Below are 26,332 nucleotides of genomic sequence, written 5' to 3' on the forward strand. Positions count from 1 at the left end.
ACCTGATATGATTGGCTCATTGCAACATCGACGACCGCTTCATTCCGCGGCGATCGCCTCGATCTCCAGCAGCCATTTGCTGTCGACGGTCTCGACCACCACGACCGTCAGCGCCGGCTGATGCTCCCCGAGCACCGCGCGGCGAATGGCGCGGTTGGCGACGACTTGACTGCGGTCCGTCAGGAACGTGGTGACCTTGACCAGGTGCTCGACTCCGAGACCTGCCGCGGCCAGCACCTCCCTGACATTGCGCCAGGCCTGCTCGCATTGCGCCTCGAAGCCGTCGGGCACGGTGCCGTCGGAATTTTGAGGGACCTGGCCGCTGATGAACAGCAGTCGGCGATGCTGCTTCAGCTCCAGGCCCATGCAGTAGCCGCCGGCGGGCGGGTGAACCGTTGCGGGATTGTGGCTGACGATGTGAGCTGGCGACATGACGTTTCTCCAGATTTTGCGCGTCAAGCGTATCCGGCGGCATCACGCTAGCGCAAAGCATCATTGCTGCGGTTCAGCGCAAGAAAATCTATTGCAAGGACGCGGCCTATCGGTGTCAAAGTGCAATTGCGATGACCTACGCCCTTCCCCCGCTCAACGCGCTCCGCGCCTTCGAGGCCGCCGCGCGCCATCTCAGCTTCAAGCTGGCCGCGCACGAGCTGCACGTCACGCCCGCGGCCGTGGGGCAGCAGGTGAAAGCGCTGGAGGCGCGCCTCGGCGTGCAGCTGTTCGAGCGGCTGCATAAGCAGCTCATCCTCACCGAGGCCGGCCGGGCGTATCTGCCCGGGATCTCGGAAGGCTTTCGCCACATTGCGGAGGCGACCTCGCAATTGAAGCCGTCAGGCACGGTGCTGCTGCAAGTGGGGGTGCACGGAAGTCACGACCTGCGCCGCCTCCAGCTTGCGGCGTTTCGCAGCGCACATGCGGAGATCGGCTTGAGCGTGCTGCAGCCCGCCGGCCTGCATGAGCTCGTCGAGGGAAAGGTGGACCTCTTGATCGGTCGCGGCGTGAGCCACCATCCCGGCTATCGCTGTGAACGGATCGATGAGGGATCAGGCGCGGGTGATTGGCTGGTTGCGCCAGAAGGCACGGCAGATTGTCCGGAGGTGGTCAGTTTTCGCGTGTGGCTACGCGCCCTGCCCGCGGCGAAACCGCTCGCAAATCACCGCCCGCGTCTGGTCGGCGGCGTCGGGAGTTGACGGAGCCGAAGGTTGCGTGCCGAGGCCCGGGACTTCCGTTCAACTCAACGCCCTACCCGTAAAGAGAAAAATCGCGATGACCGTCTAGGGCGCGTACTCATAAACCCGCCCCGCAACGGCGGGAACTCGGTGGGTGCCTTAGATTAGCATCTGGCACCAGCAGACCAACCCAATTCCGTTGTGAACGACCGCACGCCATATTAGCCTAGTCGAAACCTCCTCGGGTGAGGGCCGAAATGAACCTCGAAGACTTGTACCGGCTTCTGCGCAGCGAGCATGTCCAGGCGCAAGGGATCGTTGATACCCTGGAGGAGCCGTTGCTGGTGCTTGACCAGAGCGGTTGTGTCCTTACGGCCAATCGCGGGTTCTACGAAACCTTCAGGGTGGCTCGGGATGACACAGTCGGGCGCAGCCTGTTCAACCTTGGCGACGGTCAGTGGGACATACCCGAACTCAGGCGCCTTGTTGGCGAGATCATCCCCCGTTCTACCGCCGTCGTCGGATACGAGGTAAAAGCCGACTTCCCGACCATCGGTCCGCGCACAATGCTGGTCAGTGCGCGTCGCCTCGTTCACCCCGACAATAACAGCACCAGCATCTTGATCCTGTTCGAGGACGTGACCGACAGGCGCCACAGCGAGGCGCAAAAAGACATTCTTCTCGCCGAAACGCGCCATCGGATGAAGAACCTCCTCGGGATCATTCGCTCTCTTGCCAATCAGACCGATGTGGAAGGCCGGTCAGCCAAGGAGTACCGCGATGCCTTCTTGGGGCGGCTCCAAGCTGTGGCCGAAGCCGAGACCCTCGCCCTGGCCGGCAGCGCCGAAGCCGATCTGGGTGTTCTGGTGGAGCAGTCGTTGAAGGCCGCCGGTCCGGAGCGATACCGGCTGATCGCCGGGCCAGCAGTTCGCCTCAGCCCACGGCAAGTCGTGCCGATGAGCCTCATTCTGCATGAACTCGCCACCAATGCTTTGAAATATGGAGCGTTCTCCAACTCTGGAGGGCTCGTCCACCTGAGCTGGCGCACGTCGGAAGAGCAGGGCAAGACCTTCCTGCACATCGACTGGCGAGAGGAAAACGGCCCACCCGCTACTTCGCCAACTCGCTCCGGATTCGGCTCCAGGCTGATCGAGCTCAGCGCCGTGCAGGGCTTACGCGGCGCCGTGGAACTGAAGTATGAGCCAACCGGTTTAAGGGTTCACATCACCGCGCCTGTGGAGTCTTGAACCCCCGGGGACACATTGTGCACGATGCTCCCCGAATCTTGGTCGTCGAAGATGAGTACCTCATCGCATTGGAGCTCGACACCCAGTTGAGGGCTGCCGGATACCAGGTGATCGGTCCCGTCCCAGACATTGATGGCGCTTTGAAGCTGCTCAAGGCTGACCGGCCCGACGCGGCCATCCTCGACGTCAACCTCGCTGGCGAATGGGTCACCCCCGTCGCGCAAGCGCTCCAGGCGATGTCCGTACCGTTCATTCTTGCCAGCGGCTACGTTGCCGCCGATCTCCAACGCGCTCCAGTATTGCGCGACGCCGTCAATGTCGGAAAATCGTGGAGGCCCGATTATCTCCTCAAGGCCCTTCGGAGCGTCCTAGAGGGGAAGTAAGGAACTCGCTCGGGGCTCTCGCAGTCACTAGTATAGCCTCCGCGCGTCGTTGCCGTGACTAGCCCCGCTGTCGCAGAGCCTCGACGGGGTCGAGCCGCGCAGCTCGCCACGATGGATAGAGCGTTGCGAGGAATGACAGGGTCAGCGCCATGATCACGACCGCTGCGGATTCCACGGGATCGATCTCCGCCGGCAGTTCTGACAGAAAATAAAGCTTTGGCGGGAACAACTCGGTACGCGTCAGCCAGGACATCAATTGCCGGACCGCTTCGATATTCCTGCAGACGAGAAGCCCGACGCCGAAGCCGACCAGCGTTCCGGCCACGCCGATCGAAGCGCCGGTGATCATGAACGTCCGCATGATCGCGCCCCGTGAGGCGCCCATGGTCCTGAGGATCGCGATGTCGCTGCCCTTGTCCGTCACCAGCATGATCAGACCGGACACGATGTTCAGCGCGGCCACCAAAACGATCAGGCTGAGGATGAGGAACATCACATTTCGTTGGACCTCGAGCGCGTTGAAGAACGTCGTATTGCGCTGTCACCAGTCAACGAGGAAGATTGGTCGACCAGCCGCTTCCGCTACCGTCTTGCGAAACAGGTCGATCCGATCGGGATTGGCCGTGAAAACCTCGATCGCGGTCACGTCCTGATTGCGGTTGAAAAAGGCCTGCGCTTCTGCGAGCGGCCTGAAGATGACGCCCGCGTCGTATTCGGACATCCCAATCTCGAAGACAGCCGCGACTCGATATTTCTTGACGCGCGGCATCATGCCCATGGGCGTGACTGCGCCGCGTTGCGCAACGAGCGTGATATGGTCACCGGCATGGACCGAGAGTTGATCGGCAAGACCCTGGCCGATGGCGACGCCCTGGCTCTCGTCAAAATGTTCAAGTGAGCCCTCCTTGATGTCATTGGCTATCGAGGGAAGCTGAACGAGATCCGCCGCCCGAATGCCGCGCACCAAAACGCCGGAAGCGTTTGACGACGATGCCAGTGCCGGGCCGTCAACAACCGGTACCACCAACCGAACACCCTGCACCTGGCCGATGCGTTCGGCGACATCTTTCCAGTCCGTCAGAGGGGTCTCCAGTGGCTGCGCCACAATATGCCCGTTGAACCCGAGGATCTTGCCCAAAAGTTCGGTGCGAAAACCGTTCATCACCGCCATGACGATGATCAGCGTGGCGACCCCGAGCAAGATTCCCAGAAACGAAAACCCCGCGATGACTGAGACAAACCCCTCTTTGCGACGGGCACGTAGATAGCGTGCAGCGAGCATCCATTCGAACGGCGCAAAGGGTCCTGCTTGCGGCGAATCCATCACGGTCTCGTCCATCATCCGATGAGGTCCGGCATTCTGTTCTGTTATGATCGGATTGGCTACCTTGCGTGTGCCCAGACGCGCCTTCGGCGCATCAGCCCTCGGTCGAGACTAACGCCATCCGCCCCGCAATCTCCTCACTCCGCCAGCACCGCACCGCATGCCCATCCGCCCGCGTCCCCAGCGCCGGTCCCGGCTCGCTCCGGCACACCGCCTCGGCGTAACGGCAGCGCGGGCTGAAGGCGCAGCCGTTCGGCGGGTTGAGCGGATTGGGCAGGTCGCCGCCGGTCGTCGCCAGCGGCGCATGGCGCAGAGGATCGGGGATGGCCGCGATCAGGGCCTGCGTGTACGGGTGTGCCGGGCGCTCGAAAATCTCGCGCCAATGGCCGTTCTCGACGATGCGGCCGAGATACATCACGGCGACGCGGTCGCTCATGTGCTCGACGACGCCGAGGTCATGGCTGATCATGATGTAGGACAGGCCGAGCGTCTCCTTCAGCTCCAGCAGCAGGTTGATGATCTGGGCGCGGATCGAGACGTCGAGCGCCGAGACAGGCTCGTCGCAGATGACGATCTTCGGGTTGAGGATCAGGGCGCGGGCGATCCCTATGCGCTGGCGCTGGCCGCCGGAGAACTCATGCGGATAGCGGTCGGCCTGCTCGGGGCGCAGGCCGACGTGCCTGAGCATCGTCGCGAGGCGGTCCTCGATCTCGCTTTTCGCGGTCACACCGTGCACGCGCAGGGGATCTTCGAGTGTACGGCGAACGGTCTGGCGCGGATTGAGCGAGGCGTAGGGATCCTGGAACACGATCTGCACGATGCGGGCGAGCGCCTTCCGGTCACCGGATTGCCGGTTCGTGACGACCTGCCCGTCCAGCACGATGCGGCCGCGCGTCGGCGTCAGCAGGCCGAGGATCGAGAGCGCGACCGTCGACTTGCCCGAGCCGGACTCGCCGACGAGGCCGAGGCATTCGCCGCGCTTCAGCCTGAGATCGACGCCGTCGACGGCGCGGAGCAGCCGACGGCCGCGGCCCAGGAGGCCGCCGCCGAGCGGAAAGTGAACGGCGAGATCCTCCACGCTGAGGATCACATCGTCATCCGCTCTCCCCTTTGGCTCATGCATGGTGGTGACACCGGACGAAACCGCCCGCCTCCAGCCCATCCGTCTGCGGCGCGGTGGTTCGGCAAATATCCGTCGCCTGCGCGCAACGCGGATTGAACCGGCAGCCATCGGGGAAGCGCGTGATCGCCGGCACGACGCCCGCGATCTCCTTCAGCCTGCTGCGGCCGAGTGCAGCACGGCTGCCGAGCCGCGGCAGTGAGTCGACGAGGCCCTGCGTATAGGGATGTGAGGGCGCTCGGAAGATGTCGGCCGAGCCGCGCTCCTCGACGATGCGGCCGGCATACATGACGGCGACGCGGCGGCAGACATTGGCAACAAGGCCGAGATCGTGGCTGATCATCAGGATCGCCGTTCCGCGCTCGGCGCACAGATTGCGCATCAGCTCGATGATCTCCGCCTGCACGGTGACGTCGAGCGCGGTGGTCGGCTCGTCGGCGATCAAGAGGTCCGGACCGCAGGCTAGCGCAATCGCGATCATCACGCGCTGGCGCATCCCGCCCGACAGCTGGTGCGGATAGTCCTTCACGCGCCGCTCCGGCGCGGGGACGCGGACGCTCGCGAGCGCCTCGACAGCCAGCTGGTTGGCCTCCCGCCAGCTCTTGCCCTTGTGCAGCACGAACATCTCGGCGATCTGCCGCCCCACCGGCGAGACCGGGTTCAGCGCCGTCATCGGCTCCTGGAAGATCATGGCAATGCGATTGCCGCGCAGCTGCCGTTGCCTCACCGCGGACAGGTGCTGGATCTCCCGTCCGTCGAACCGGATGACACCGCCGCCGATCGACAGCGGCGGCCGCAGCAGGCCGATCAAGGCGAGCGCCGTGATGCTCTTGCCGCAACCGGACTCGCCGACGAGGCCGAACGTCTCGCCGCGGTCGATGCGGAATGAAATGCCTTCGGCCGCCGCAACCCGCCTCGATCCGTCATCGAGATCGATGCGCAGATTCTCGACCTCGAGCAGCGGGCTGCCTGTCATGTGCGCCGGCTCCGCGATTGCGGATCGAGGATGTCGCGCAGTCCATCGCCGAGCAGATTGAGCCCGAGCACGGTCAGGAAGATCGCAAGGCCGGGGAAAATCGAAAGCCACGGCGCCGTCGTGATCTGCTCGCGCGCCTCCGACAGCATGCTGCCCCAGCTCGGAAAGGGCGGGCGGACGCCGAGGCCCAGGAACGACAATGCGGCTTCGGACAGGACCGCGCTGCCCATGCCCAGCGTGCCGATGACGACGATCGGCCCCAGCATGTTCGGCAGGAGCTGCGTGATCATGATGCGGATATCACCGTAGCCGAGCACGGTGGCCGCCTGCACATAGCCCTGGCTCCGCAGCGACAGCGCCGAGGCCCGTGCCAGGCGGCAAGTGAACGACCAGTTGGTCAGCCCGAGCGCGATCAAGAGGCTGGTCAGCCCGGGACCGAGCACGGCCATGATGGCGAGCGCGAAGATCAGCGAGGGGATCGCGAGCATGAGATTGGTCAGGGCGTTGACGACATCGTCCCACCAGCCGCCGAAATAGCCGGCGCTGAGGCCGAGCGCCACGCCGATGACGCTGTTGATGAGCTGGGAGACGATGCCGACCGTCAGCGAGACGCGCGCGCCGTAGAGGACACGGGAATAGATGTCGCGGCCCTGCGCGTCGGTGCCGAACCACCAGGTCCAGCTCGGCGGCTCCTCCGCATTCATGAGGTTGGCGTCCATGACGGGATCGGTGTGCGCCAGCCATGGCGCGAGCAGACCGACCACGATCGCCAGCGCGAACAACGACCCGCCGATGACGAGATTGGCGCGCAGCTTCATGCGTATCTGATCCTGGGATCGATCACGCCGTAGAGCATGTCGATCAACAGATTGATCGCGAGAAAGAACATCACCACGACGAGGATGGAGCCCTGGACGGCGGGAATGTCGCGCTGGAGCACGCTGTCGACCAGCAGCGAGCCGATGCCCGGCCAGGAGAACAGTTTCTCGACCACAACCGCCTGCCCCATCAGTGCGCCGAACTGCAGGCCCATGGTCGTGAGGATGAGGACGAGCGCGTTGCGCATCACGTGCCACTTGACGACCCTGGTCTCGCTCATGCCCTTCGAGCGCGCGGTGCGGACGAAATCCGCGGTCATGATCTCGAGCACCGCGGCGCGCGTCGTCCGCGCCAGCAGCGCCATCGGCGAGACGCCAAGCGTCACGGCGGGCAGGATCAGGTATTTGAGGCTGCCGTCACCGTAGCCGAAACTCGGCAGCCAGCCGAGCTTGAGCGCGAACAGGTACATCAAGAGCAGCCCGAGCCAGAACTTGGCCAATGACAGGCCGGACACCGCCAGCATCATCGAGACGGTGTCGACGAGGCTGCCCGGCCGCAAGGCCGCCACGAAGCCGAGCGGCACGCCGAGCAGTATCGCCAATGCCATGGATGCGAAGATCAGCTGCAGCGTCGGCCAGGCCCGCTTGGCGATCATGGTCGTGACAGGCTCACGGGTCCGGAACGAGGTTCCGAAATCGCCGGTCGCGAGCCCAGCGATATAGGTGCCGAAACGCATATAGACGGGCTGATCGAGGCCGAGCTGCTTCTTCATGCGCAGCTCGACTTGCGGATCGCTGTCGTCGCTCATGCTCGAGACGATGCTGCCGGGAACGACGCTGAACAGCACGAACACCAGCAGCACCACGGCGAGCACGGTCGGAATGGTCTGCAGGACGCGGCGGATCAGGAACGCGAGCATCTCAACTTTTCCCGGCTCCCTCCCTCGCCCGTCGCGCTGGAGGGAGCGCGCGTGTCACTTCGCGGGCGAGGTCTCGTCGACCCAGAGGTCCTCGACGTTCTGGTGGGTCAGCTCCGTCGCGTTGAGCTGAATTCCCTTCAGCCAGGGCTGCACCGCCATGACCGCCTTGTTGTAGTTGAAGAACCAGACCGGCGCCTCCTCGTAGAGCAGCGCATTGGCCTTCTGCAGCAACTGGATGCGCTTTGTGGGATCGTCGGCCTGTCCGGCTTCATCGAGGATCTTGTCGAAGTCGGGATTTTTGTAGGTCGTGTAGTTACAGGCCGCCTGCGGCGTCGCCGAATGGAAGCATTTGAGCGCGGCCTGAGGATCCGGGCCGCTCGCCTGGGAGTAGATGAAGGCCTGGTAATCGCCGGTGCGGACCACCTCCGCCAGCACCGCGGTTTCGACCTGCTTGACCTTGGCCTTGATCCCGACCTTGTCCAGCATCGGAATGACGGCCGAGACGATCGGCAGGCCCCAGCTTTCATTCTGGCTGGTGGTCCATTCGAACTCGAAGCCGGATGCGTAGCCCGCCTCGGTGAGCAATTGCTTGGCCTTGGCGGGATCGAAGGGGTAAGGCTTCATCGCCTTGTCGTAGGCCGGCGAGGTCAGCGGCAGCCAGCTGGTGGCGCGGTAGGCCTTGCCCTTGACCAGCTTGTTGATGATCAAATCGGTATCGATGGCGTAATTGATCGCCTGCCTCACGCGCTTGTCGGAGAACGGCTTGACCGCGGGATTCATGCCCATGTAGCGCGTGAACACCTCGGCGACCTCGACGATGGTGCCCTTGAGGTCGGCGTCGGATTGGTAGGCGACGTACTGCGCAGGTCCCAACACCGAGGTGTCGATCTCCTTGTTGCGGAAGGCGACGTCGCGCGCCGCGGCTTCGCCCATCACCGACACCACGATCTTGTCGGCATAGGGCTTGCCGGGCTTGTAGAACCGGTCCCAGCGCTCCAGGACGATGCGCGATCCCGGCACGTGCTCCACGAACTTGAACGGACCGAGACCGATCGGCTTCTGGATGAAGCTTTCCTTGGCGGCCTCGTCGGCGGGATAGATCGAGGTCAGCGCGGTGAAGAAGTAGAAGCCGGGATCAACCTTCTCGGTCAGCTTCATCTCGATGGTAAAGTCGTCGATCTTCTTCAGGCCGGAGATCTCCTTGGCCTGGCCCTTCTCCACTGCTGCCGCGCCCTCGATGACGCGGACGTAACGCGCGCCGGGATAGGCTTTGCTGCCGTCCATGATGCGGTTGTAGGACCAGATGATGTCGTCGGCCGTCATCTTGCGGCCGCTGTGGAAATAGGCGTCGTCGCGCAGCTTGAAGGTGTGAACGAGGCCTCCGCCCGAGACCACGTCCTCCTTGGCGAGCTCCAGCACTGGCTTTCCTTCCGCCGAATTCCAGATGTAGAGCGAACGGTGCAGGGCCTTGGCGTAGATCTCGTCCTGGGCGCGCTGCGTGGTGTGAATGTCGAGGCTGGTGAAGCTCGAGCCGTAGGGCGCCGTCATGCGGATGGTTCCGCCCTTGCGCGGTGTCTGCGCCTCGGCTGTGGCGGCGAGCGCCAGTCCCAAACCGGCAACGATCGCGATGGTCTTGAACATCATGTGTCCCCCCGACGCAGGCGTATTCCGATGAGTGATTTGATCATTCGTCGCCTGCCGAAAGCAAGCTTCGTTTTGACGGCAAATGATGCCGGTTCCTGAGGCAGTCTTTCGGCGGGGCATTGACGCGGTGCGTCATCGACGACCAGGATCGATGAACATTTTTCCTGATCGACGCGACCAAGCTCAGGATCATTATCTGAGCCCCAAGGGACGGCGCAAAAATGCATCGCCGAACGCTAGGTGCCCTGCTCGCCACGGGTCTGGTCGCCACTACGGCCGTGCTGGCGCGCCCGGTCGCGGCCGGCCTCGGTGGAGACAGCGCGACAGACGCTATCCGATTAGGCTGGAGTCGCACCTCCGGCGCGAACGACAATGTCGACCAGAGCTGGTGGGCGGTCCGGAGCCATGACACTCTGCACAATTTCGTCGAACGACTGCTCAGCATCCCCGTCGGGATGATGGCACGCGGTGCGGGAGCACGTTTCGAAGCCAAGCTCTCCGAGCATACCGGCCTGCCGCTGCCCGAAGGCTGGGCCCTCGCGACGGCGAAAGATTCGCCGCAGATCCAGTCGATCTACGCCGAGACGCCGCGCGATTTCGCTTCTGTGCTCGGCTTCTATCGCGACGCACTCGGCAAGCGTGGCTGGACGGAGAAAGAAGGTGCCGTCGAAGAGCCGGACCGGGCCGTGATCACGTTCCTGACGAGAGAGGGACCGGTCCTGCTCCGGCTCTCACGTCAGGACGACAAGACAATTGCCGAGCTGTCGAGGCGCAAGCTCGCCTCGGCGACCGTCGGCCTCCTGCCGAAGCCCGGGCAAGTGAGGCTGATGCTCGGCAACAAGACGGATGAAGCGGCGGTGATCACCGTCGCCGACCAGGCCGTCAATCTGGCGGCGCACGCCGGCGAAGAACTGGCGAACTCTGACGGTGCCGCAGGCGAATTGCCGGACAGCCAGAAGCTCGATCTGCCGCCCGGCAGGTACAAGGTCACCCTCAAGGTGGACGGCGGAGCGGCAGCGAGCCGGGAGTTCGAGGTCGCGGCCAACGAGACCTGGGGTTTGCTGGCCGGCGCGGACGGCGTCCTGCTGCCGATGCGGCTTTACTAACGTTCCGGGGACGATCTCTCATCTCGCAATCACGGAGCGTGGGCGGGCTCCTCATGAGGCCGGTTCAGCCCGACAATTCCGGCATCCAGTCCCGCAGTTTTCGCGCGGCATTCGTCACATCCGCGATGGTCCGGAACGACGCCGTCTCCACCATCATCGCCCTCGCCAGCCGCACGGCACGGGCTTCGCTGACCGCCCGCGTGCGCGGGTCCTCGATCAGCTCGAAATCGATGTTGTGGGCGAGGCCGAAGATGCGGCGGATGATTTTTGCGGCTGCGAAGCCGACAGCGTCGGCGAACAGGCGTTGCACGTAACTTTTTCGCTCGGCTTCCAGCCGCACGGCACCCTGCTCGCCGGCGAAAAGCGAGACCGGATAGGCATCGCCGGTGCCTCCCGCCCGCCAGAGATCGAGGAACTTTCGGGCGAACTCGGTCCAGACCTGCTCGACCGTCTCCAGCACCCAGGCCTCGAATGCCGCCCGTTCGCCCGGCGCGCGCTCGTGGCCGGCGGAAGCGAAATAGGCCATCAGGAGATTGGCCAGCACGGCGCCGATGTCGAAGCCCATCGGACCATAGAATGCGAATTCCGGATCGATCACCCGGGTCTGGCCGTCCGTGACCATGATCGAGCCGGTGTGGAGGTCGCCATGGATCAGCGCTTCCGGGCTCGCCATGAATTTCAGCTTCAGCCGGGAGACCGCGACATGCAGCTCCAAGTCCTCGCGCAGGTTCGCGGCGAGGCCGTCGAGATGGGGCGCGGTCCAGCGGTTCTGCTCGGCGATGCGGTAGGGATCGGTGAAGATCAGGTCCTCGGTGATCTTGCAGAGCGCATGGTTGCAGGCAAAGGCCGCGATGGCCTCCTTCTTCTCGGCCGCTGACAGCGCGAGGTCGGAGGTGAAGAACAGCGTCTGCGCCATGAAGGTGGTGATATCGTCGACGAAACGCGGATAGCGCGTTGCCGCGACCAGGCCCTTTCGCATGATGATGTGGGGCTCGAGCAGCTCCATCACCGTCAGCGCCAGCGCCTCGTTGTGATGCAGCACGGCCGGCACCAGGCCGGGCGCGAGCTGGGCCTGGCGCGACAGCGCCAGATATTCGTAATGGGCGCGCGACAGCGGCAGGGGCCAGCTCTCGCCGACGAGGCGGACGTAAGGCAGCGCCTGCTTCACGGCGATGCCGCCGCGTGCGCCCTTGACGATGAAGACGAGGTTGAGGTTGCCGTCGCCCACCTCGGTGATCGCCCAGGAGGACGCCTCGCCGCCAAGGAGCGCGGCGATATCAGGCAAGCCCGCGAGATAGTCCCGCAAGTCCGCCTCGTGCAAAATCCGATAGTCCCCTGCCCGGTCCCCGGTCATTGCGATCCCATCCCATGTCTGGGCCGGATCGCTACTCTCGATGCTGGCAAGCTCGAGCCGATCCGGCCATTCTTTTCATCGGATCGTAGCCACAATGTACGTTGTCTGCCACCCGGTGCTTTGGTGGCGGCCAAGCTGGGACGCTTGGTCGCGAGCTCCGATTGGGCGATTGAGGAACCCAAGCAAGCTGAGACGGTTTTGGGTTTCTGACCTTCTAAAAGGAGCTAGCGATGAGCCGCGGAATGCCATCCATGACTGCCCTGCTGGCGATGCTGGCCATCGCCGGATATCAGAACCGCGACAAGCTGGCGGAGCTGCTGAAAGGCGCCGGCGCCGGCTCGTCCGCGGGCGGCCAGCAACCGCTCGGAGGCGTGCTCGGCGGCATGCTCGGCGCGGGCGGGATCGGGGGCCTGCTGAACGGCGGGATTGGCGAGCTCCTCGAGAGATTCAACCAGAATGGGCAGGGCGAGATCGCCGATTCATGGGTGAAGCCGGGCCCCAACAAGGAGATCTCCCCGCCGGAGCTCCAGCAGGCCATCGGCAGCGACGTCCTTGAGAAGCTCGCGCAGCAGACCGGGCTTTCCCAGGAGGAGATCATCACACGGCTATCCCGCGAGCTTCCGACAGCCATCGACAAATACACGCCGGATGGACGTCTGCCCAACGCCTAGCTGCAACGGCTCAACTCAGAAAAGGTGTACTAATGAGCATTCTCTGGACCATCATCATTGGCTTTCTCGCCGGCGTGATCGCCAAGTTCATCATGCCGGGCGACAACGAACCTTCAGGGTTCATCCTGACGACCATCCTCGGCATCGTCGGCGCCTTCGTCGCTTCGTATCTTGGGCAAGCGCTGGGCTGGTATCGCCCTGGCGAGGGTGCGGGCCTGATCGGTGCCGTGGTCGGCGCGATCATCGTGCTGTTCGTTTACGGTCTCTTCGCCGGCCGGCAGCGCCGCGCGATCTAGCTAGAAAGTCTCCCGCTCCAGGAAGCTGGAGCCGATGTCGGCCTTTCTCTTGATCGGATCGTAGTCGCAATAGACGCTATCCGCGACCAGCGTGTAGCTGGCGCTGACCGTGTATTTGTCCGTCTTGACCGAATTCAGGCCGATCACCGAGGTGCTCTTGCCGCCGTTCCACTTGAACGGCGTGGAGCTTTTGGCCTGCTCGCAGGCCAGCACGGCCTCGTTGAAGACATAGCCCTCGACGAACGCCTTCAGGGTGCGCACCTGCGCCGCCATCCGCCATTCGAAATAGCCGATGGCGCCGAGCCCTGCGACGATCAGCACCAGAAGCGCAATGACGATACGCTGAAATGTCATTTGTGACCCCATAACAACGCCAATCAAAACTTAAAACGGCATTCCCATCATCTTCGACAGGCGCTCGATCGAGAGATAGCCGGCATGATAGGCCGCAAGGCCAATGCCGAACACGATTGCCGAGATGATCGTGGTCCAGATCAGCTTGTGCCCCATGCGGGTGAGGATGGGAGCACCGGGGTCGGTGCCGGGCGCGCCAACACCGTCCTCGTGCTGGCTGCGCACGCCGAACGGCAGCGTCACGAACAGCATGACCCACCAGAGCACGAAATAGATCGCGAGCCAGGTTGAAATCTGGATGGCCATGACGCGGCCCTATGCCTGCTCGATCTCGACGAGGGCGCCGGAAAAATCCTTGGGGTGCAGGAACAGCACCGGCTTGCCGTGGGCGCCGATCTTCGGCACGCCGTCGCCGAGCACCCTCGCGCCCTCCTTCACCAGCGTGTCGCGCGAGGCGATGATGTCGACGACCTCGTAGCAGACGTGATGGATGCCGCCGTCGGGATTGCGCTCGATGAACTTCGCGATCGGCGAGGCCTCGCCGAGCGGCTCGATGAACTCGATCTTGGTGTTGGGCAGGGTCGCGAACACGGTGGTGACGCCGTGCTCGGGCAGCGGCACGGCCTCGGAAATCTGGGCGCCGAAGGCCGCACCGTAGATCTTCGCGGCCTTGACCGCGTCCTTGGTCGCGATCGCGACATGGTTGAGCCGGCCCAACATGTTCCCCTCCCTAAACCGTCAGTACATGTACCAGACAGGGGGGCTTTTTGCCCCAATGTTCGTTGATCACGGCCCGGACAGCGCGTCGCACCGACTCGGCCAAGGCGTCCGGATCGCGCCGGCGCGCCCTCGGCAGGCCTTCGATGGTCGACATCACGGCATCGAAGACGATGTCGTCGAAGGCCTCGCCCGCCCTGTTCTTCTCGGGGATGCCGACCAGATCGAGCTCGGGATCACCGGCGAGCTCACCCTGCGCGGTCATGGCGATGGCGACGAAGGCGCAGCCGGAAAAGCCCATGCGGCGCCGCTCCACGACGGCACGGGACTTGGAGTCTTCCAGGATCGTGCCGTCCTTGTAGAGACGCCCCGATGGCACCTCGCCGACGATGCCGGGATCGCCGGGGCCGAGCTTGACGAGGTCGCCATTGCGGCAGACCAGCACGCGCGGCACGCCGGCGGCGCGGGCGAGCTTAGCGTGCTCATGCAGGTGCAGGGCCTCGCCGTGGACCGGGATCAGGATCTGCGGCTTCACCCAGGAGATCATATCGCGCAGCTCGTCACGGCGGGGATGGCCGGAGACGTGGACCAGCGCGTCGCGGTCGGTGATGACCTCGACGCCCTGCAGCACCAGATTGTTGATGATCGAGCCGACCGCCTTCTCGTTGCCGGGAATGGTGCGCGAGGAGAAGATGACGCTGTCGCCGCGGTTCAGCGTGATTTCAGGATGGTCGTCGTTGGCAATGCGGGCCAGCGCGGCGCGCGGCTCGCCCTGGCTGCCCGTGCACAGCGCCAGCACCTTGTCCTGCGGCAGGTGGCCGTAGACCTCGGGCGAGCGGAAGTTCTGCACGCCCTCGAGATAGCCGGTCTCGCGCGCGACCTGCACCACGCGCTCCATGGCGCGGCCGACCACGACGACCTCGCGGTCGGCGGCCCTCGCGGCGTCAGCCACCGCTTTGACGCGGGCGACGTTGGAGGCGAACGTCGTCACCGCGACACGGCCCTTGGCGGATTTGACGAGGTCGATGATGGTTCGGGCGACCTCGGCCTCGGAGGGCGAACGGCCGTCGCGCACGGCATTGGTGGAATCGCCGATCAAGGCGAGCACGCCCTGCTCGCCCAATTCGCGCAGCCGCTTCTCGTCGGTCCCGGCTCCAAGCGTCGGGGTCGGGTCGATCTTCCAGTCGCCGGTGTGCAGCACGATGCCGGCGTCGGTGTGGATCGCCAGCGCATGCGCTTCCGGAATGGAATGCGCGACCGGAATGAACTCGACGTTGAACGGACCGATATCGACACGGCCGCCTGAAGGCACCACGGTGACCGGAATCTCGGGCGCGTTGCGCTCGGCGGCGCATTTGGCCTCGAACAGCGCGGCGCTGAACCTGGTGGCGTAGATCGGGCATTTCAGCTTCGGCCAGAGGTCGATGATGGCGCCGAAATGATCCTCATGGGCGTGGGTCAGCACGAGGCCCATCAGGTTCTTGCGCTCCTTCTCCAGGAAGGAGGTGTCGGGCATGATCAGGTCGATGCCGGGCAGATGCTCCTCATCGCCGAAGGAGACGCCGAGATCGACCGCAAGCCAGGCGCGCTGGTGACGGTTGCCGAGGCCGTAGATCGACAGGTTCATGCCGATCTCGCCGACGCCGCCGAGCGGCGCAAACACCAATTCGTCCGGCCTTGCCATCACGCTGCTCCCACCGAGGCGACGGGCCCGAAGAACACCTCGCCGGCCGCCACCTGAACGAGGCGGCCCTCCGCGGTGCGGACGATCAGGCAGCCGGTGTCGTCGATCGTGTCGAAAATACCTTCCAGCGTCATGGTTCCCGTGTGGATGGCAACCTTTTCGCCGAGGCCGGCGGCGCGCTCCAGCCAGAGCCTGCGGATCTCGGCAAAGCCGCGGCCATTGTCCCAGATGCCGCGGAACTCGACCCAGGCATCCGACAGCGCCATGAATAGCTCCTCGGCGCTGATCTGGACGCCGAGGGCGGCCAGCGACACCGCGGGCGTCGGGGTGCCCTCGGGCGCGGCGACCACATTGGTCCCGATGCCGACCACGACGGCAAGGCCGCCACCGACGGCCTCGGCCTCGAGGCCAATGCCGACCAGCTTCTTGCCGCCGGCAAGCACGTCATTCGGCCATTTCAGGGCGTAGTGGGGCCGGCCCTCGCCGAGACGGAGCGCGGCCTCGAGGCTCACCTTCTCCAGCGCCGCCTCCTCGGCCAGCCCTGCGGCAAAGCCGAGCGTGGCGGCGACGGCGGGGGCGACGTCCATAACTTCGAGGATGCTGGCGGCGAGATTGCCGCGCGGCGCGATCCAGGCGCGCTGGCGCCGGCCGCGGCCGGCGGTCTGCTCGGACGTGACGAACCACATCGGGCCGCGCTCGCCGGCCCTGGCGTGTTCGATCGCCTCGGTATTGGTCGAGCCGGTCCGTTCGAACGCCGCGAGCCTGTAGCCCGCAGCCGATGCGCGAGGACCGAGCGCGAAGGTCATCCTAGAACAACGACTTTGCCGCGGCGGAGGCGACGCTCACCACGGGCCCCGCGAACAGCGCAAACAGCAGATTGAACAGGCCAGCGACCGCCAGCACCGTCCGCACCTCGATGCGCACCGGATCGACCCGGCCGGCCGGCTCGTCGAAATACATCGTCTTGACGATCGCGAGATAATAGTAGGCGCCGACCACGCTGGTCAGCACGCCGATGACGGCGAGCGTGAACAGGTTCGCCTTGATGGCGGCGACGAAGACGTACCATTTGGCGAAGAAGCCGGCGAGCGGCGGAATGCCGGCGAGCGAGAACAGCAGCATCGCGAACATGAAGGCGAGCAGCGGATTGGTGCGCGACAGGCCGGCGAAATCGCTGATCTGCTCCACAGCCTGGCCGTTGCGCTTCATGGCGAGAATGATCGAGAACGAGCCGAGCGTCATCGCGACATAGATCACGATGTACATCAACACGCCCTGCGCGCCTTCCACCGTGCCGGAGGCAAGGCCGACCAGCGCAAAGCCCATGTGACCGATCGACGAATAGGCCATCAGGCGCTTGATGTTGCTCTGGCCGATCGCGGCGAAGGAGCCGAGCGCCATCGAGGCGATCGACACGAACACCAGGATCTGCTGCCATTGCGAGACGATGCCGGGGAATGCGGTGAGCGTCACGCGGGTGAAGACTGCGAGCGCGGCGACCTTCGGCGCCGACGCGAAGAAGGCGGTGACCGGGGTCGGCGCGCCCTCGTAGACGTCAGGCGTCCACATGTGGAACGGCACGGCCGAGACCTTGAAGCAGAGGCCGACGAGCAGGAAGACGAGGCCGAACACCAGGCCGACATTCGAGACCGTCGCGGCCGCGGCGATGCCGGTGAAGCTCACCGTGCCGGTGAAGCCATAGACCAGCGAGGCGCCGTACAGCAGCATGCCCGAGGACAGCGCGCCGAGCACGAAGTACTTCAGGCCGGCTTCGGTCGACTTGGCGTTGTCGCGGTTCGAGGCCGCCACGACGTAGAGCGCCAGCGACATCAATTCGAGGCCGAGATAGAGCGAGATCAGGTCGCCGGCCGAGATCAGCACCATCATGCCGAGCGTCGAGAGCAGCACGAGGATGGCGTATTCGAAAATCCGGCGCGAGGGGTCGGACAGGAACTCGGTCGACAGGATCAGCGTCACGGCCGAGCCGATCAGGGCCAGGATCTTCATGAAGCGGGCGAAGTCGTCGACGATAAAGCTGCCACCGAACGTCACCTGTTTGCCCGCGGGCTGCATGTAGACGAGCGCACCGACCACGATCAGAAGCACCACCGCCAGAGAGGTGACGGTTTTGGTCGTCTCCTGCCCGCGATAGGCGCCGAGCATCAGAAGCGCCATCGCGCCGACCGCGAGCACGAGCTCGGGCAGCACCGGCGCCAGTTGATAACCTGCAGTCGAAAAGCTCATGGCGATATCCTGACCTGCCCGATCACTGGAGCAGTGCGGCGGCCTTCACGGCCGTCACGGCGGTATTGTAATTGTTGACGAGTTGCTGGACCGAAGCGGCCGACATGTCGAGCACCGGCTTCGGATAGACGCCGAACAGGATCGTCAGCGCGATCATCGGGAATAGAATGACGCACTCCCGCAAGGTGAGATCCTTCATGCTCGCCAGCTGCGGCTTGACCAGCGCTCCGAACACGACCTTGCGATAGAGCCATAGTGCATAGGCCGCCGAGAGGATCACGCCGAAGCTGGCGAAGAACGCGGTCGGGATCGAGACCTTGAAGGTGCCGAGCAGCGTCATGAACTCGCCGACGAAGCCGCTCGTGCCGGGCAGACCGACATTGGCCATGGTGAACACCATGAAGGTCATCGCATAGAGCGGCATCCGGTTGACGAGGCCGCCATAGGCCGCGATCTCGCGGGTGTGCAGGCGGTCGTAGACGACGCCGACGCAGAGGAACAGCGCGCCGGAGACGATGCCGTGCGAGATCATCTGGAACACGCCGCCGGCGACGCCCTGCATGGTGCCGGCGAAGATGCCCATGGTGACGAAGCCCATATGCGCGACCGAGGAGTACGCGATCAGCTTCTTCATGTCCTCCTGCATCAGCGCCACCAGCGAGGTGTAGATGATGGCGATGGCCGAGAGCGTGAACACCAGCGGCGCGAAGTCGTGCGAGGCCAGCGGGAACATCGGCAGCGAGAAGCGCAGGAAGCCGTAGCCGCCCATCTTCAGGAGGATCGCGGCCAGGACCACGGAGCCCGCAGTCGGCGCTTCGACGTGCGCGTCCGGAAGCCAGGTGTGCACCGGCCACATCGGCATCTTCACCGCAAAGGAGGCGAAGAAGGCGAGCCACGCCCAGGTCTGCAACGACCGCGGCACGGCGGTGTGCATCAGGGTCGGGATGTCGGTGGTGCCGCCGTTCCAATACAGCGCCATGATGGCGAGCAGCATCAGGACCGAGCCGAGCAGCGTGTAGAGGAAGAACTTGAACGAGGCATAGACCCGGCGCGGACCGCCCCAGACGCCGATGATCAGGAACATCGGGATCAGGCCGCCCTCGAAGAACAGGTAGAACAGCACGAGATCGAGCGCCGAGAAGGTGCCGATCATGAGCGTTTCCAGAATCAGGAACGCCATCATGTATTCGCGGACGCGGTTGGTGATCGCCTTCCAGCTCGCGACGATGCAGAACGGCATCACGGCGGTGGTGAGGATCACGAGCGGCAGCGAGATGCCGTCGACGCCCATGTGGTAGGTGATGCCGGTGGCGAGCCAGTTCGCCTTCTCGACGAACTGGAAGTCGGGGTTGCTGGGGTCGAAGCGCATGACCAGGATCACCGACACCGCGAAGGTGATCAGCGTGGTCCAGAGCGCGATCCAGCGCGAATTGCGCCGCGCCGCCTCGTCGTCACCGCGGCTCAGATAGACGATCAGCGCGCCGACCAGGGGCAGGAACGTCGTGACCGAAAGAATGGGCCAGGTTGTCATTTACTGGCCTCCAAAGCCGAACATGAACCAGGTGATCAGGCCGGCAGCGCCGATCAGCATGGCGAATGCATAGTGATAGAGATAGCCGGTCTGGATCTTGACGACGTTGCGGGTGACGTCCAGCACGCGGGCCGAGACGCCGTCGGGGCCGAAGCCGTCGATGATGAAGCCGTCGCCCTTCTTCCAGAGCTGGTAGCCGATCCACTTCGCCGGACGGACGAAGATGATGTCGTACAGCTCGTCGAAGTACCATTTGTTGAGCAGGAACTGGTACAGCATCGGCTGCGTGTTCGCGAGCTCGACCGGCAGGTAGGGCCGGCGGATGTAGAACAGGTACGAGACGAGGAAGCCCAGCACCATCATCACCGTCGGCAGGAAGGCGATGGTCTGAGGGATGTGGTGCATCTCCTCGATGATGTGCGGGTTCATCTTCACGGACTCGCGGAAGAACTCCTCGACCCCGTGGCCGGCGAACAGCTCCTTGAACGGCAGGCCCGCGACGAACGAGCCGACCGCGAGCACGCCGATCGGGATCAGGATCCAGAGCGGAGCCTCATGCGCGGCCTCGTAATGATGCTCGTCATGCGGCTCGCCGTGGAAGGTCTTGAAGATCAGGCGCCAGGAGTAGAACGAGGTCAGGCCGGCGGCGACGATCGTCATCAGGAAGCCGTACACGGCGAACGGATTGTGGGAGGCGTAGGCGGACTCGATGATCGCGTCCTTGGAGAAGTAGCCGGCGGTGAGCGGGAAGCCGGTCAGCGCCAGCGTGCCGACCACCATCACCGCATAGGTGTAGGGAATCTTCTTCCAGAGGCCGCCCATGTTGCGGATGTCCTGCTCGTGGTGCATCGCGTAGATCACCGAGCCGGAGCCCAAGAACAGCAGCGCCTTGAAGAAGGCATGCGTGAACAAATGGAACATGCCGACCGAATAGGCGCCTGCTCCCATCGCCACGAACATGTAGCCGAGCTGCGAACAGGTCGAATAGGCGACGATGCGCTTGATGTCGTTCTGGACGAGGCCGATGGTCGCCGCGAAAAACGCGGTGGTGGCGCCGAAGAACATCACGACGGCCTGCGCGTTCGGGGCGAGCTCGAACAGCGGCGACAGGCGCGCCACCATGAAGACGCCGGCAGTGACCATGGTCGCGGCGTGGATCAGCGCCGAGACCGGGGTCGGACCTTCCATTGCGTCCGGCAACCAGGTGTGCAGCAGGAACTGCGCCGACTTGCCCATCGCGCCCATGAACAGCAGCAGACAGGTCAGGGTCAGCGCGTCGGCATGCCAGCCGAGGAAGTTGATTGTCTTGCCGGTGAGGCCGGGCGCGGCGTGGAAGATGGTCTCGAAATCGGTCGAGCCGACCAGCATGAAGACCGCGAAGATACCGAGCGCGAAGCCGAAGTCGCCGACGCGGTTGACCACGAAGGCCTTGATGGCGGCAGCGTTGGCCGAGGGCTTCTGGTACCAGAAGCCGATCAGCAGATAGCTGGCGAGACCCACGCCTTCCCAGCCGAAGAACAGCTGCACCAGATTGTCGGCCGTCACCAGCATCAGCATGGCGAAGGTGAACAGCGAGAGATACCCGAAGAAGCGCGGCCGGTTCGGGTCCTCGTCCATGTAGCCGATGGAATAGAGGTGCACGAGCGAGGACACGGTCGTCACCACCACCAGCATTACGGCGGTGAGCGTATCGACGCGCAGCGTCCACCAGACCTGGAGATCGCCGGAGAAGATCCAGGGCAGCAACTGGATCCTGTAGTCGTGATGCATGAAGCCGACGTCGACCAGCGTCATCCAGGACAAGGCTGCCGAGACGAACAGCAGCCCGGTGGTGATCAGCTCGGCCGCGCGCGAGCCCGCCGCCGGCGGCTCGGTCGGGCCATGGCCGTGATCATCGTGAGCGTCGTCGTGATGGCTCTCGTGGATGACGGAGGCATCCTCGTTGATCTTGTCGGACGCATGGGCATGCGCGCCATGGCCGTGGCCGCCGTGATGATCGAGCTCGTCGCCCGAGGGGTTGCGGGCATGCGCGCCGAACAGCGCGATCAGGCCAGCCAGAATGGCGCCCAGCAGAGGCAGAAAGACAATTGCCTGAACCATGACTTACTCTTTCCGCATGATCTGGTCGGAAAACCGGTACCCACTTTTCCGGATCATGCGCTCAGCCCTTCATCAGATTGACGTCCTCAACCGCGATCGAGCCGCGATTGCGGAAATAGACCACCAGGATGGCGAGACCGATCGCAGCTTCGGCAGCCGCGACCGTCAGCACCAGCAGCGCGAAGACCTGGCCGACGATGTCGCCGAGGAAGCTCGAGAACGCCACGAGGTTGATGTTGACCGAGAGCAGGATCAGCTCGATCGACATCAGGATGACGATGATGTTCTTGCGGTTCAGGAAGATGCCGAGGATGCCGAGCGTGAACAGGATCGCGCCGACCGCCAGATAGTGTCCGAGCCCGATCGTCATTTCACCCACTCCGCCGCATCCGCGTCCGAGAGCCCCTGCCCCGGCGCCACCTTGCGCACCGCCATCGCGATGTCGGGCGTGCGCGCGTTCTGAACGTTGATGTCCTGCCGCTTGACCTTCTCCTTGTGGCGCAGCGTCAGCACGATGGCGCCGATCATGGCGACCAGGAGCACCATGCCCGAGAGCTGGAAGTAGTGGATGTACTTCGTATAGAGCACGAGACCGAGCGCCTCGGTGTTGCTGACGTTGGCCGGGATCGCTGCCGTGATCGTCTTGGAGACGCCGGGATTGATGACCCAGAAGCCGACGGTGAGCAGCAACTCGAACATGAAGATGCCGCCGATCACGAGGCCGACCGGCAGGTACTCGATGAAGCCCTCGCGCAGCTCGAGGAAGTCGACATCGAGCATCATGATCACGAACAGGAACAGCACCGCGACCGCGCCGACATAGACGACGATCAGCATCATGCCGAGGAACTCGGCGCCCATCAGCACGAACAGGCCGGAGGCGTTGACGAAGGCCAGGATCAGGTACAGCACGGAGTGCACGGGATTGCGCGAGACAATCACCATCACGGCCGAGGCGACGCAGACGCCGGCGAAGAGATAAAAGAACAGTGCGGGAAGGATCATGCCCTCACCTCACCGGTACGGCGCGTCGAGCTCGATCGCCTTGGCGATCTCGCGTTCCCAGCGGTCGCCGTTGGCGAGCAGCTTGGCCTTGTCATAATAGAGCTCCTCGCGGGTCTCGGTCGCGAACTCGAAGTTCGGGCCTTCAACGATGGCATCGACCGGACAGGCCTCCTGGCAGAGGCCGCAATAGATGCACTTCACCATGTCGATGTCGTAGCGCACGGTGCGGCGGGTGCCGTCGTTGCGGCGCGGGCCGGCCTCGATGGTGATGGCCTGCGCCGGGCAGACCGCCTCGCACAGCTTGCAGGCAATGCAGCGCTCTTCGCCGTTCGGATAGCGGCGCAGCGCGTGCTCGCCGCGGAAGCGGGGCGAGATCGGGCCCTTCTCGAACGGATAGTTCAGCGTCGGCTTCGGCTGAAAGAAATAACGCATGGCGAGGAAGAACGCCGAGACGAATTCCGACAGCAGAAGCGAGCGTGCAGTGGCGTTGACGTTGATACCCATGACGGCCCTCACTTCGGCGCGATGCCGGCGAAATGCAGCACGCCGGCCACCACGATCACCATCGCCAGCGACAGCGGCAGGAACACCTTCCAGCCGAGGCGCATCAATTGATCGTAGCGGTAGCGCGGCACGATCGCCTTCGCCATCGCGAACAGGAAGAACATGAAGAACAGTTTCAGCGAGAACCAGATGATCCCCGGCACCCAGTTGAAGGGCGGCAGGTCCACCGGCGGCAGCCAGCCTCCGAGGAACAGGATCGTCGCCAGCGCGCACATCGTGACGATTGCGACATACTCACCGAGCATGAACAAGAGGTACGGCGTCGAGCCGTACTCGACCATGAAGCCGGCGACGAGCTCGGATTCGGCTTCGACGAGGTCGAAGGGCGGACGGTTGGTTTCCGCCAGCGCCGAGACGTAGAACACCACGAACATCGGGAACAACGGCCAGACGTACCAATTCAGGATCGTCAGCTGCGGCAGCCCGATCAGGCTGGCGAGACCGCGCGCGTGCTGGGCCTCGACCACCGCCGTCAGGTTCAGCGTGCCGGCGCAGAGCAGCACGGTGATGATGACGAAGCCGATCGAGACTTCGTACGACACCATCTGCGCGGCCGAGCGCAGCGCGGCGAGGAACGGATACTTCGAGTTCGACGACCAGCCGGCCATGATGATGCCGTAGATCGACAGCGACGAGATCGCGAAGATGAAGAGGACGCCGACATTGATGTCGGCGATCACCCAGCCGAGATTGGTCGGGATCACGGCCCAGGCGGCGAGTGCGAGCACGCACGATACCAGCGGCGCCAGCAGAAACACGCCCTTGTTGGCGCCGGCCGGGATGATCGGCTCCTTCAGCACGAACTTGAGCAGGTCGGCGAAGGATTGCAGCAGGCCCCACGGGCCGACGACGTTCGGGCCGCGCCGGATCTGCACCGCCGCCCAGATCTTGCGGTCGGCGAGCAGGATGTAGGCGATCGCGACCAGCAGGACGACGAGCACGAGGACGCTCTGCGCGACCATGATGATCAGCGGCCAGAGGAACCCGGTCCAGAATGCGCTTTCGAAGAATTCCATCAGATCACGCTCACTCCGCTGCGGTCAGCATCTGCCCGGAGGCGAGGCGCGAGCATTCCGCCATCACGGCGGACGCACGCGCGATTGGGTTGGTCAAATAGAAGTCCTCGACCAGAGGCTTGAACGGCGCCTTCTCGGGCGAGCCGCCCTTCCCCGCCAGCTTCTTGATCTGGTCGGCCGAGCCGGCCTCGATCTGGTCGAGACGGATCAGATGCGGCACGGCCTTGAACGCCGCCTGGCGCAGGGCTTGAAGCGAGTCATAGCCGAGCTTCTTGCCGAGCGCTTCCGACAGTGCGCGGATGATCGCCCAGTCCTCGCGGGCCTCGCCCGGCGGGAACGCGGCGCGGCCCGTCATCTGCACGCGGCCTTCGGTGTTGACGTAGATCGCGGACTTCTCGGTGTAGGCGGCCGCCGGCAGGATGACGTCGGCGCGATGTGCGCCGCGATCGCCATGGGTGCCGATATAGACGACGAAGGTGCCGTCCGGCGCCTTGATCTCGTCGGCCCCGAGCAGGAATAGCAGGTCGAGCGTGCCGAACGTCGTCATCTGCGCGGCGTTGAGGCCGCCGCCGGTTGCGGCAAAGCCGATATCCAGCGCGCCGACGCGCGAGGCGGTCTCGTGCAGCACGCCAAAACCATTCCAGCCGTCCTTGACTGCGCCGACATCGAGCGCGAGCTTGGCGCTGGCGGCGAGAATGGCGGCGCCGTCGTGACGGGCGGCCGCGCCCGCACCGACCAGGATGATCGGATTCTCAGCGTTCTTCAGCACGTCCATGAAGGAATGCTTGCCGGCCGCGAGCTCGGCCAGCGTCTCGGTACCGGCACCGAGGTGGTCGAAATCATAGGTCAGGTCGGCCTTGGCACCGATCACGCCGACCTTGAAGCCGCCGGCGCGCCAACGCTTGCGGATGCGGGCGTTGAACACGGCCGCCTCTTTCCGCGGGTTCGCGCCGATGATGAGCAGCGCGTCCGCCTGCTCGACGCCGGCGAGCGTCGGATTGAAGATGTAGGAGCCGCGGCCGAGCGCGGGATCGAAGGCGTCGCCGCCCTGCACCGCCAGATTGCTCGAACCGTATTTGCCGAGCAGGTCCTTCAGCGCGAACATCTCCTCAACGCCGGCGAGATCGCCTGCGATCGCGCCGATGCGCTTGCCGTCGGTGCGCGCCGCCTTGGCGGCGATCGCAGCGAAGGCTTCGGTCCAGCTCGCTGCGCGCAGCTTGCCGGCCTCGCGGATATAGGGCCGGTCGAGACGCTGGGTGCGGAGGCCATCGACCACGTGCCGGGTCTTGTCGGAGATCCACTCCTCGTTCACGGCCTCGTTGATGCGCGGCAGGATCCTCATCACCTCGCGGCCGCGGGTGTCGACGCGGATCGCAGAACCGACGCCGTCCATGACGTCGATCGACTGGGTCTTGCCGAGCTCCCACGGGCGCGCCGCGAAGGCATAGGGCTTCGAGGTCAGCGCGCCGACCGGGCAGATGTCGACGAGGTTGCCCTGCAATTCGGACGTCAGCGCGTGCTCCAGATAGGTCGTGATCTCCATGTCCTCGCCGCGGCCGGTGGCGCCCATCTCGGGCGCGCCGGCGACTTCCGCCGAGAAGCGGACGCAGCGCGTGCACTGGATGCAGCGGTTCATGGAGGTCTTGACCAGCGCGCCGAGATATTTGTCCTCGACCGCGCGCTTGTTCTCGGCGAAGCGGCTGGTGTCGACACCATAGCCCATCGCCTGGTCCTGCAGGTCGCACTCGCCGCCCTGGTCGCAGATCGGGCAATCCAGCGGATGGTTGATCAGAAGGAATTCCATCACGCCTTCGCGTGCCTTCTTCACCATCGGCGAACGCGTCGAAATCTCGGGCGGCTCGCCCTTGGGGCCCGGACGGCAGTCGCGCACGCCCCAGGCGCAGCTCGCGACCGGCTTCGGGCCGCCCTTCACCTCGACGAGACACATCCGGCAATTGCCGGCGATCGACAGCCGCTCGTGATAGCAGAAGCGCGGAATCTCGGCGCCGGCCGCCTCGCACGCCTGAAGCAGCGTGTACTCGGCGGGGACATCGATCTCTTTGCCGTCGATGATGAGCTTGGTCATGTC

The 26,332-nt window shown here is 64.5% G+C and carries 26 protein-coding genes and 1 pseudogene; 6 read left to right on the plus strand and 21 right to left on the minus strand.

Going from position 1 to position 26,332, the window contains the following annotated elements; translation table 11 throughout:
- Positions 1–39 precede the first annotated feature (39 nt).
- Positions 40–432: a RidA family protein gene (locus tag I6F36_RS01340; RefSeq protein WP_225156922.1), complete on the minus strand. Its 393-nt coding sequence runs from the start codon at positions 430–432 to the stop codon at positions 40–42.
- A gap of 131 nt (positions 433–563) precedes the next feature.
- Between I6F36_RS01340 and I6F36_RS01345 the strand changes: the two genes are divergently transcribed.
- The 3 genes from I6F36_RS01345 to I6F36_RS01355 all read left to right on the plus strand — a co-directional run bounded on the left by I6F36_RS01345 (position 564) and on the right by I6F36_RS01355 (position 2,799).
- Complete coding sequence (locus tag I6F36_RS01345; protein WP_225143327.1) at positions 564–1,190, plus strand: LysR family transcriptional regulator; 627 nt, start codon at positions 564–566, stop codon at positions 1,188–1,190.
- A 236-nt stretch (positions 1,191–1,426) separates the two neighbouring features.
- A complete protein-coding gene (locus I6F36_RS01350; protein ID WP_225143325.1) occupies positions 1,427–2,416 on the plus strand; it encodes a sensor histidine kinase in 990 nt (329 codons plus the stop codon).
- A 38-nt stretch (positions 2,417–2,454) separates the two neighbouring features.
- Positions 2,455–2,799 (plus strand): response regulator, encoded by a 345-nt coding sequence (locus I6F36_RS01355; RefSeq protein ID WP_249786997.1) that lies wholly within the window; start codon positions 2,455–2,457, stop codon positions 2,797–2,799.
- Positions 2,800–2,857: 58 nt separating this feature from the next.
- Here the strand turns inward: I6F36_RS01355 and I6F36_RS01360 are convergent.
- The 6 genes and pseudogenes from I6F36_RS01360 to I6F36_RS01385 form a co-directional block, all read right to left on the minus strand.
- A pseudogene (locus tag I6F36_RS01360) lies at positions 2,858–4,138 on the minus strand (lipoprotein-releasing ABC transporter permease subunit).
- 79 nt (positions 4,139–4,217) lie between these two features.
- Positions 4,218–5,246: an ABC transporter ATP-binding protein gene (locus I6F36_RS01365; protein WP_225113109.1), complete on the minus strand. Its 1,029-nt coding sequence runs from the start codon at positions 5,244–5,246 to the stop codon at positions 4,218–4,220.
- Positions 5,239–6,219 (minus strand): ABC transporter ATP-binding protein, encoded by a 981-nt coding sequence (locus I6F36_RS01370; RefSeq protein ID WP_225170922.1) that lies wholly within the window; start codon positions 6,217–6,219, stop codon positions 5,239–5,241. The genes I6F36_RS01365 and I6F36_RS01370 overlap by 8 nt, the downstream gene beginning before the upstream one ends.
- Positions 6,216–7,037, minus strand: a complete 822-nt coding sequence (locus I6F36_RS01375; RefSeq protein WP_036010134.1) for an ABC transporter permease — start codon at positions 7,035–7,037, stop codon at positions 6,216–6,218. Before I6F36_RS01375 ends, I6F36_RS01370 begins: the two co-directional genes overlap by 4 nt.
- The gene (locus I6F36_RS01380; RefSeq protein ID WP_225170923.1) at positions 7,034–7,957 is read right to left on the minus strand and encodes an ABC transporter permease; all 924 of its coding nucleotides are present in this window, start codon (positions 7,955–7,957) and stop codon (positions 7,034–7,036) included. The genes I6F36_RS01375 and I6F36_RS01380 overlap by 4 nt, the downstream gene beginning before the upstream one ends.
- A gap of 54 nt (positions 7,958–8,011) precedes the next feature.
- Positions 8,012–9,598, minus strand: coding sequence for an ABC transporter substrate-binding protein (locus tag I6F36_RS01385; protein WP_057029468.1), 1,587 nt, complete (start codon positions 9,596–9,598; stop codon positions 8,012–8,014).
- Positions 9,599–9,822: 224 nt separating this feature from the next.
- On the opposite strand from I6F36_RS01385, the gene I6F36_RS01390 reads away from it, so the two are divergent.
- A complete protein-coding gene (locus I6F36_RS01390) occupies positions 9,823–10,707 on the plus strand; it encodes a hypothetical protein (RefSeq protein WP_225170924.1) in 885 nt (294 codons plus the stop codon).
- A 64-nt stretch (positions 10,708–10,771) separates the two neighbouring features.
- On the opposite strand, the gene mtnK is transcribed toward I6F36_RS01390, so the two are convergent.
- The gene (gene mtnK, locus I6F36_RS01395; protein WP_225125168.1) at positions 10,772–12,061 is read right to left on the minus strand and encodes an S-methyl-5-thioribose kinase; all 1,290 of its coding nucleotides are present in this window, start codon (positions 12,059–12,061) and stop codon (positions 10,772–10,774) included.
- 230 nt (positions 12,062–12,291) lie between these two features.
- Here mtnK and I6F36_RS01400 point away from each other — a divergent pair, with 230 nt between their 5' ends.
- Entirely contained in the window at positions 12,292–12,732 is a 441-nt protein-coding gene (locus tag I6F36_RS01400; RefSeq protein WP_225170925.1) for a YidB family protein, read from the plus strand.
- A gap of 32 nt (positions 12,733–12,764) precedes the next feature.
- Positions 12,765–13,028, plus strand: a complete 264-nt coding sequence (locus I6F36_RS01405) for a GlsB/YeaQ/YmgE family stress response membrane protein (protein ID WP_024341246.1) — start codon at positions 12,765–12,767, stop codon at positions 13,026–13,028.
- On the opposite strand, the gene I6F36_RS01410 is transcribed toward I6F36_RS01405, so the two are convergent.
- The 13 genes from I6F36_RS01410 to nuoG all read right to left on the minus strand — a co-directional run bounded on the left by I6F36_RS01410 (position 13,029) and on the right by nuoG (position 26,329).
- Complete coding sequence (locus I6F36_RS01410; RefSeq protein ID WP_036010150.1) at positions 13,029–13,382, minus strand: hypothetical protein; 354 nt, start codon at positions 13,380–13,382, stop codon at positions 13,029–13,031.
- Positions 13,383–13,412: 30 nt separating this feature from the next.
- Positions 13,413–13,688: a DUF1467 family protein gene (locus I6F36_RS01415; RefSeq protein ID WP_025036606.1), complete on the minus strand. Its 276-nt coding sequence runs from the start codon at positions 13,686–13,688 to the stop codon at positions 13,413–13,415.
- 9 nt (positions 13,689–13,697) lie between these two features.
- Complete coding sequence (gene mce, locus I6F36_RS01420; protein ID WP_036010154.1) at positions 13,698–14,102, minus strand: methylmalonyl-CoA epimerase; 405 nt, start codon at positions 14,100–14,102, stop codon at positions 13,698–13,700.
- Between the two features lie 10 nt (positions 14,103–14,112).
- Complete coding sequence (locus I6F36_RS01425) at positions 14,113–15,783, minus strand: ribonuclease J (RefSeq protein ID WP_225170926.1); 1,671 nt, start codon at positions 15,781–15,783, stop codon at positions 14,113–14,115.
- Positions 15,783–16,589 (minus strand): biotin--[acetyl-CoA-carboxylase] ligase, encoded by an 807-nt coding sequence (locus I6F36_RS01430; RefSeq protein WP_225170927.1) that lies wholly within the window; start codon positions 16,587–16,589, stop codon positions 15,783–15,785. Before I6F36_RS01430 ends, I6F36_RS01425 begins: the two co-directional genes overlap by 1 nt.
- Position 16,590: 1 nt before the next feature.
- Complete coding sequence (gene nuoN / locus I6F36_RS01435) at positions 16,591–18,027, minus strand: NADH-quinone oxidoreductase subunit NuoN (RefSeq protein ID WP_036010161.1); 1,437 nt, start codon at positions 18,025–18,027, stop codon at positions 16,591–16,593.
- Positions 18,028–18,049: 22 nt separating this feature from the next.
- The gene (locus I6F36_RS01440) at positions 18,050–19,558 is read right to left on the minus strand and encodes an NADH-quinone oxidoreductase subunit M (protein ID WP_036025336.1); all 1,509 of its coding nucleotides are present in this window, start codon (positions 19,556–19,558) and stop codon (positions 18,050–18,052) included.
- Positions 19,559–21,658 carry an NADH-quinone oxidoreductase subunit L gene (gene nuoL / locus I6F36_RS01445; protein ID WP_225125166.1) on the minus strand — a complete coding sequence of 700 codons (2,100 nt, stop codon included), beginning with the start codon at positions 21,656–21,658 and terminating at the stop codon, positions 19,559–19,561.
- A gap of 61 nt (positions 21,659–21,719) precedes the next feature.
- Positions 21,720–22,028, minus strand: coding sequence for an NADH-quinone oxidoreductase subunit NuoK (gene nuoK, locus I6F36_RS01450; RefSeq protein ID WP_036010170.1), 309 nt, complete (start codon positions 22,026–22,028; stop codon positions 21,720–21,722).
- A complete protein-coding gene (locus I6F36_RS01455; RefSeq protein WP_036010173.1) occupies positions 22,025–22,663 on the minus strand; it encodes an NADH-quinone oxidoreductase subunit J in 639 nt (212 codons plus the stop codon). Before I6F36_RS01455 ends, nuoK begins: the two co-directional genes overlap by 4 nt.
- Before the next feature lie 9 nt (positions 22,664–22,672).
- Positions 22,673–23,161, minus strand: a complete 489-nt coding sequence (nuoI, locus tag I6F36_RS01460; protein WP_027550624.1) for an NADH-quinone oxidoreductase subunit NuoI — start codon at positions 23,159–23,161, stop codon at positions 22,673–22,675.
- 14 nt (positions 23,162–23,175) lie between these two features.
- Complete coding sequence (nuoH, locus tag I6F36_RS01465; protein ID WP_085969087.1) at positions 23,176–24,243, minus strand: NADH-quinone oxidoreductase subunit NuoH; 1,068 nt, start codon at positions 24,241–24,243, stop codon at positions 23,176–23,178.
- Positions 24,244–24,253: 10 nt separating this feature from the next.
- Entirely contained in the window at positions 24,254–26,329 is a 2,076-nt protein-coding gene (gene nuoG, locus I6F36_RS01470) for an NADH-quinone oxidoreductase subunit NuoG (protein ID WP_225125165.1), read from the minus strand.
- Positions 26,330–26,332 lie beyond the last annotated feature (3 nt).

Source organism: Bradyrhizobium sp. BRP19, assembly GCF_020194195.1.
In the GTDB taxonomy this organism is placed as follows: domain Bacteria; phylum Pseudomonadota; class Alphaproteobacteria; order Rhizobiales; family Xanthobacteraceae; genus Bradyrhizobium; species Bradyrhizobium yuanmingense.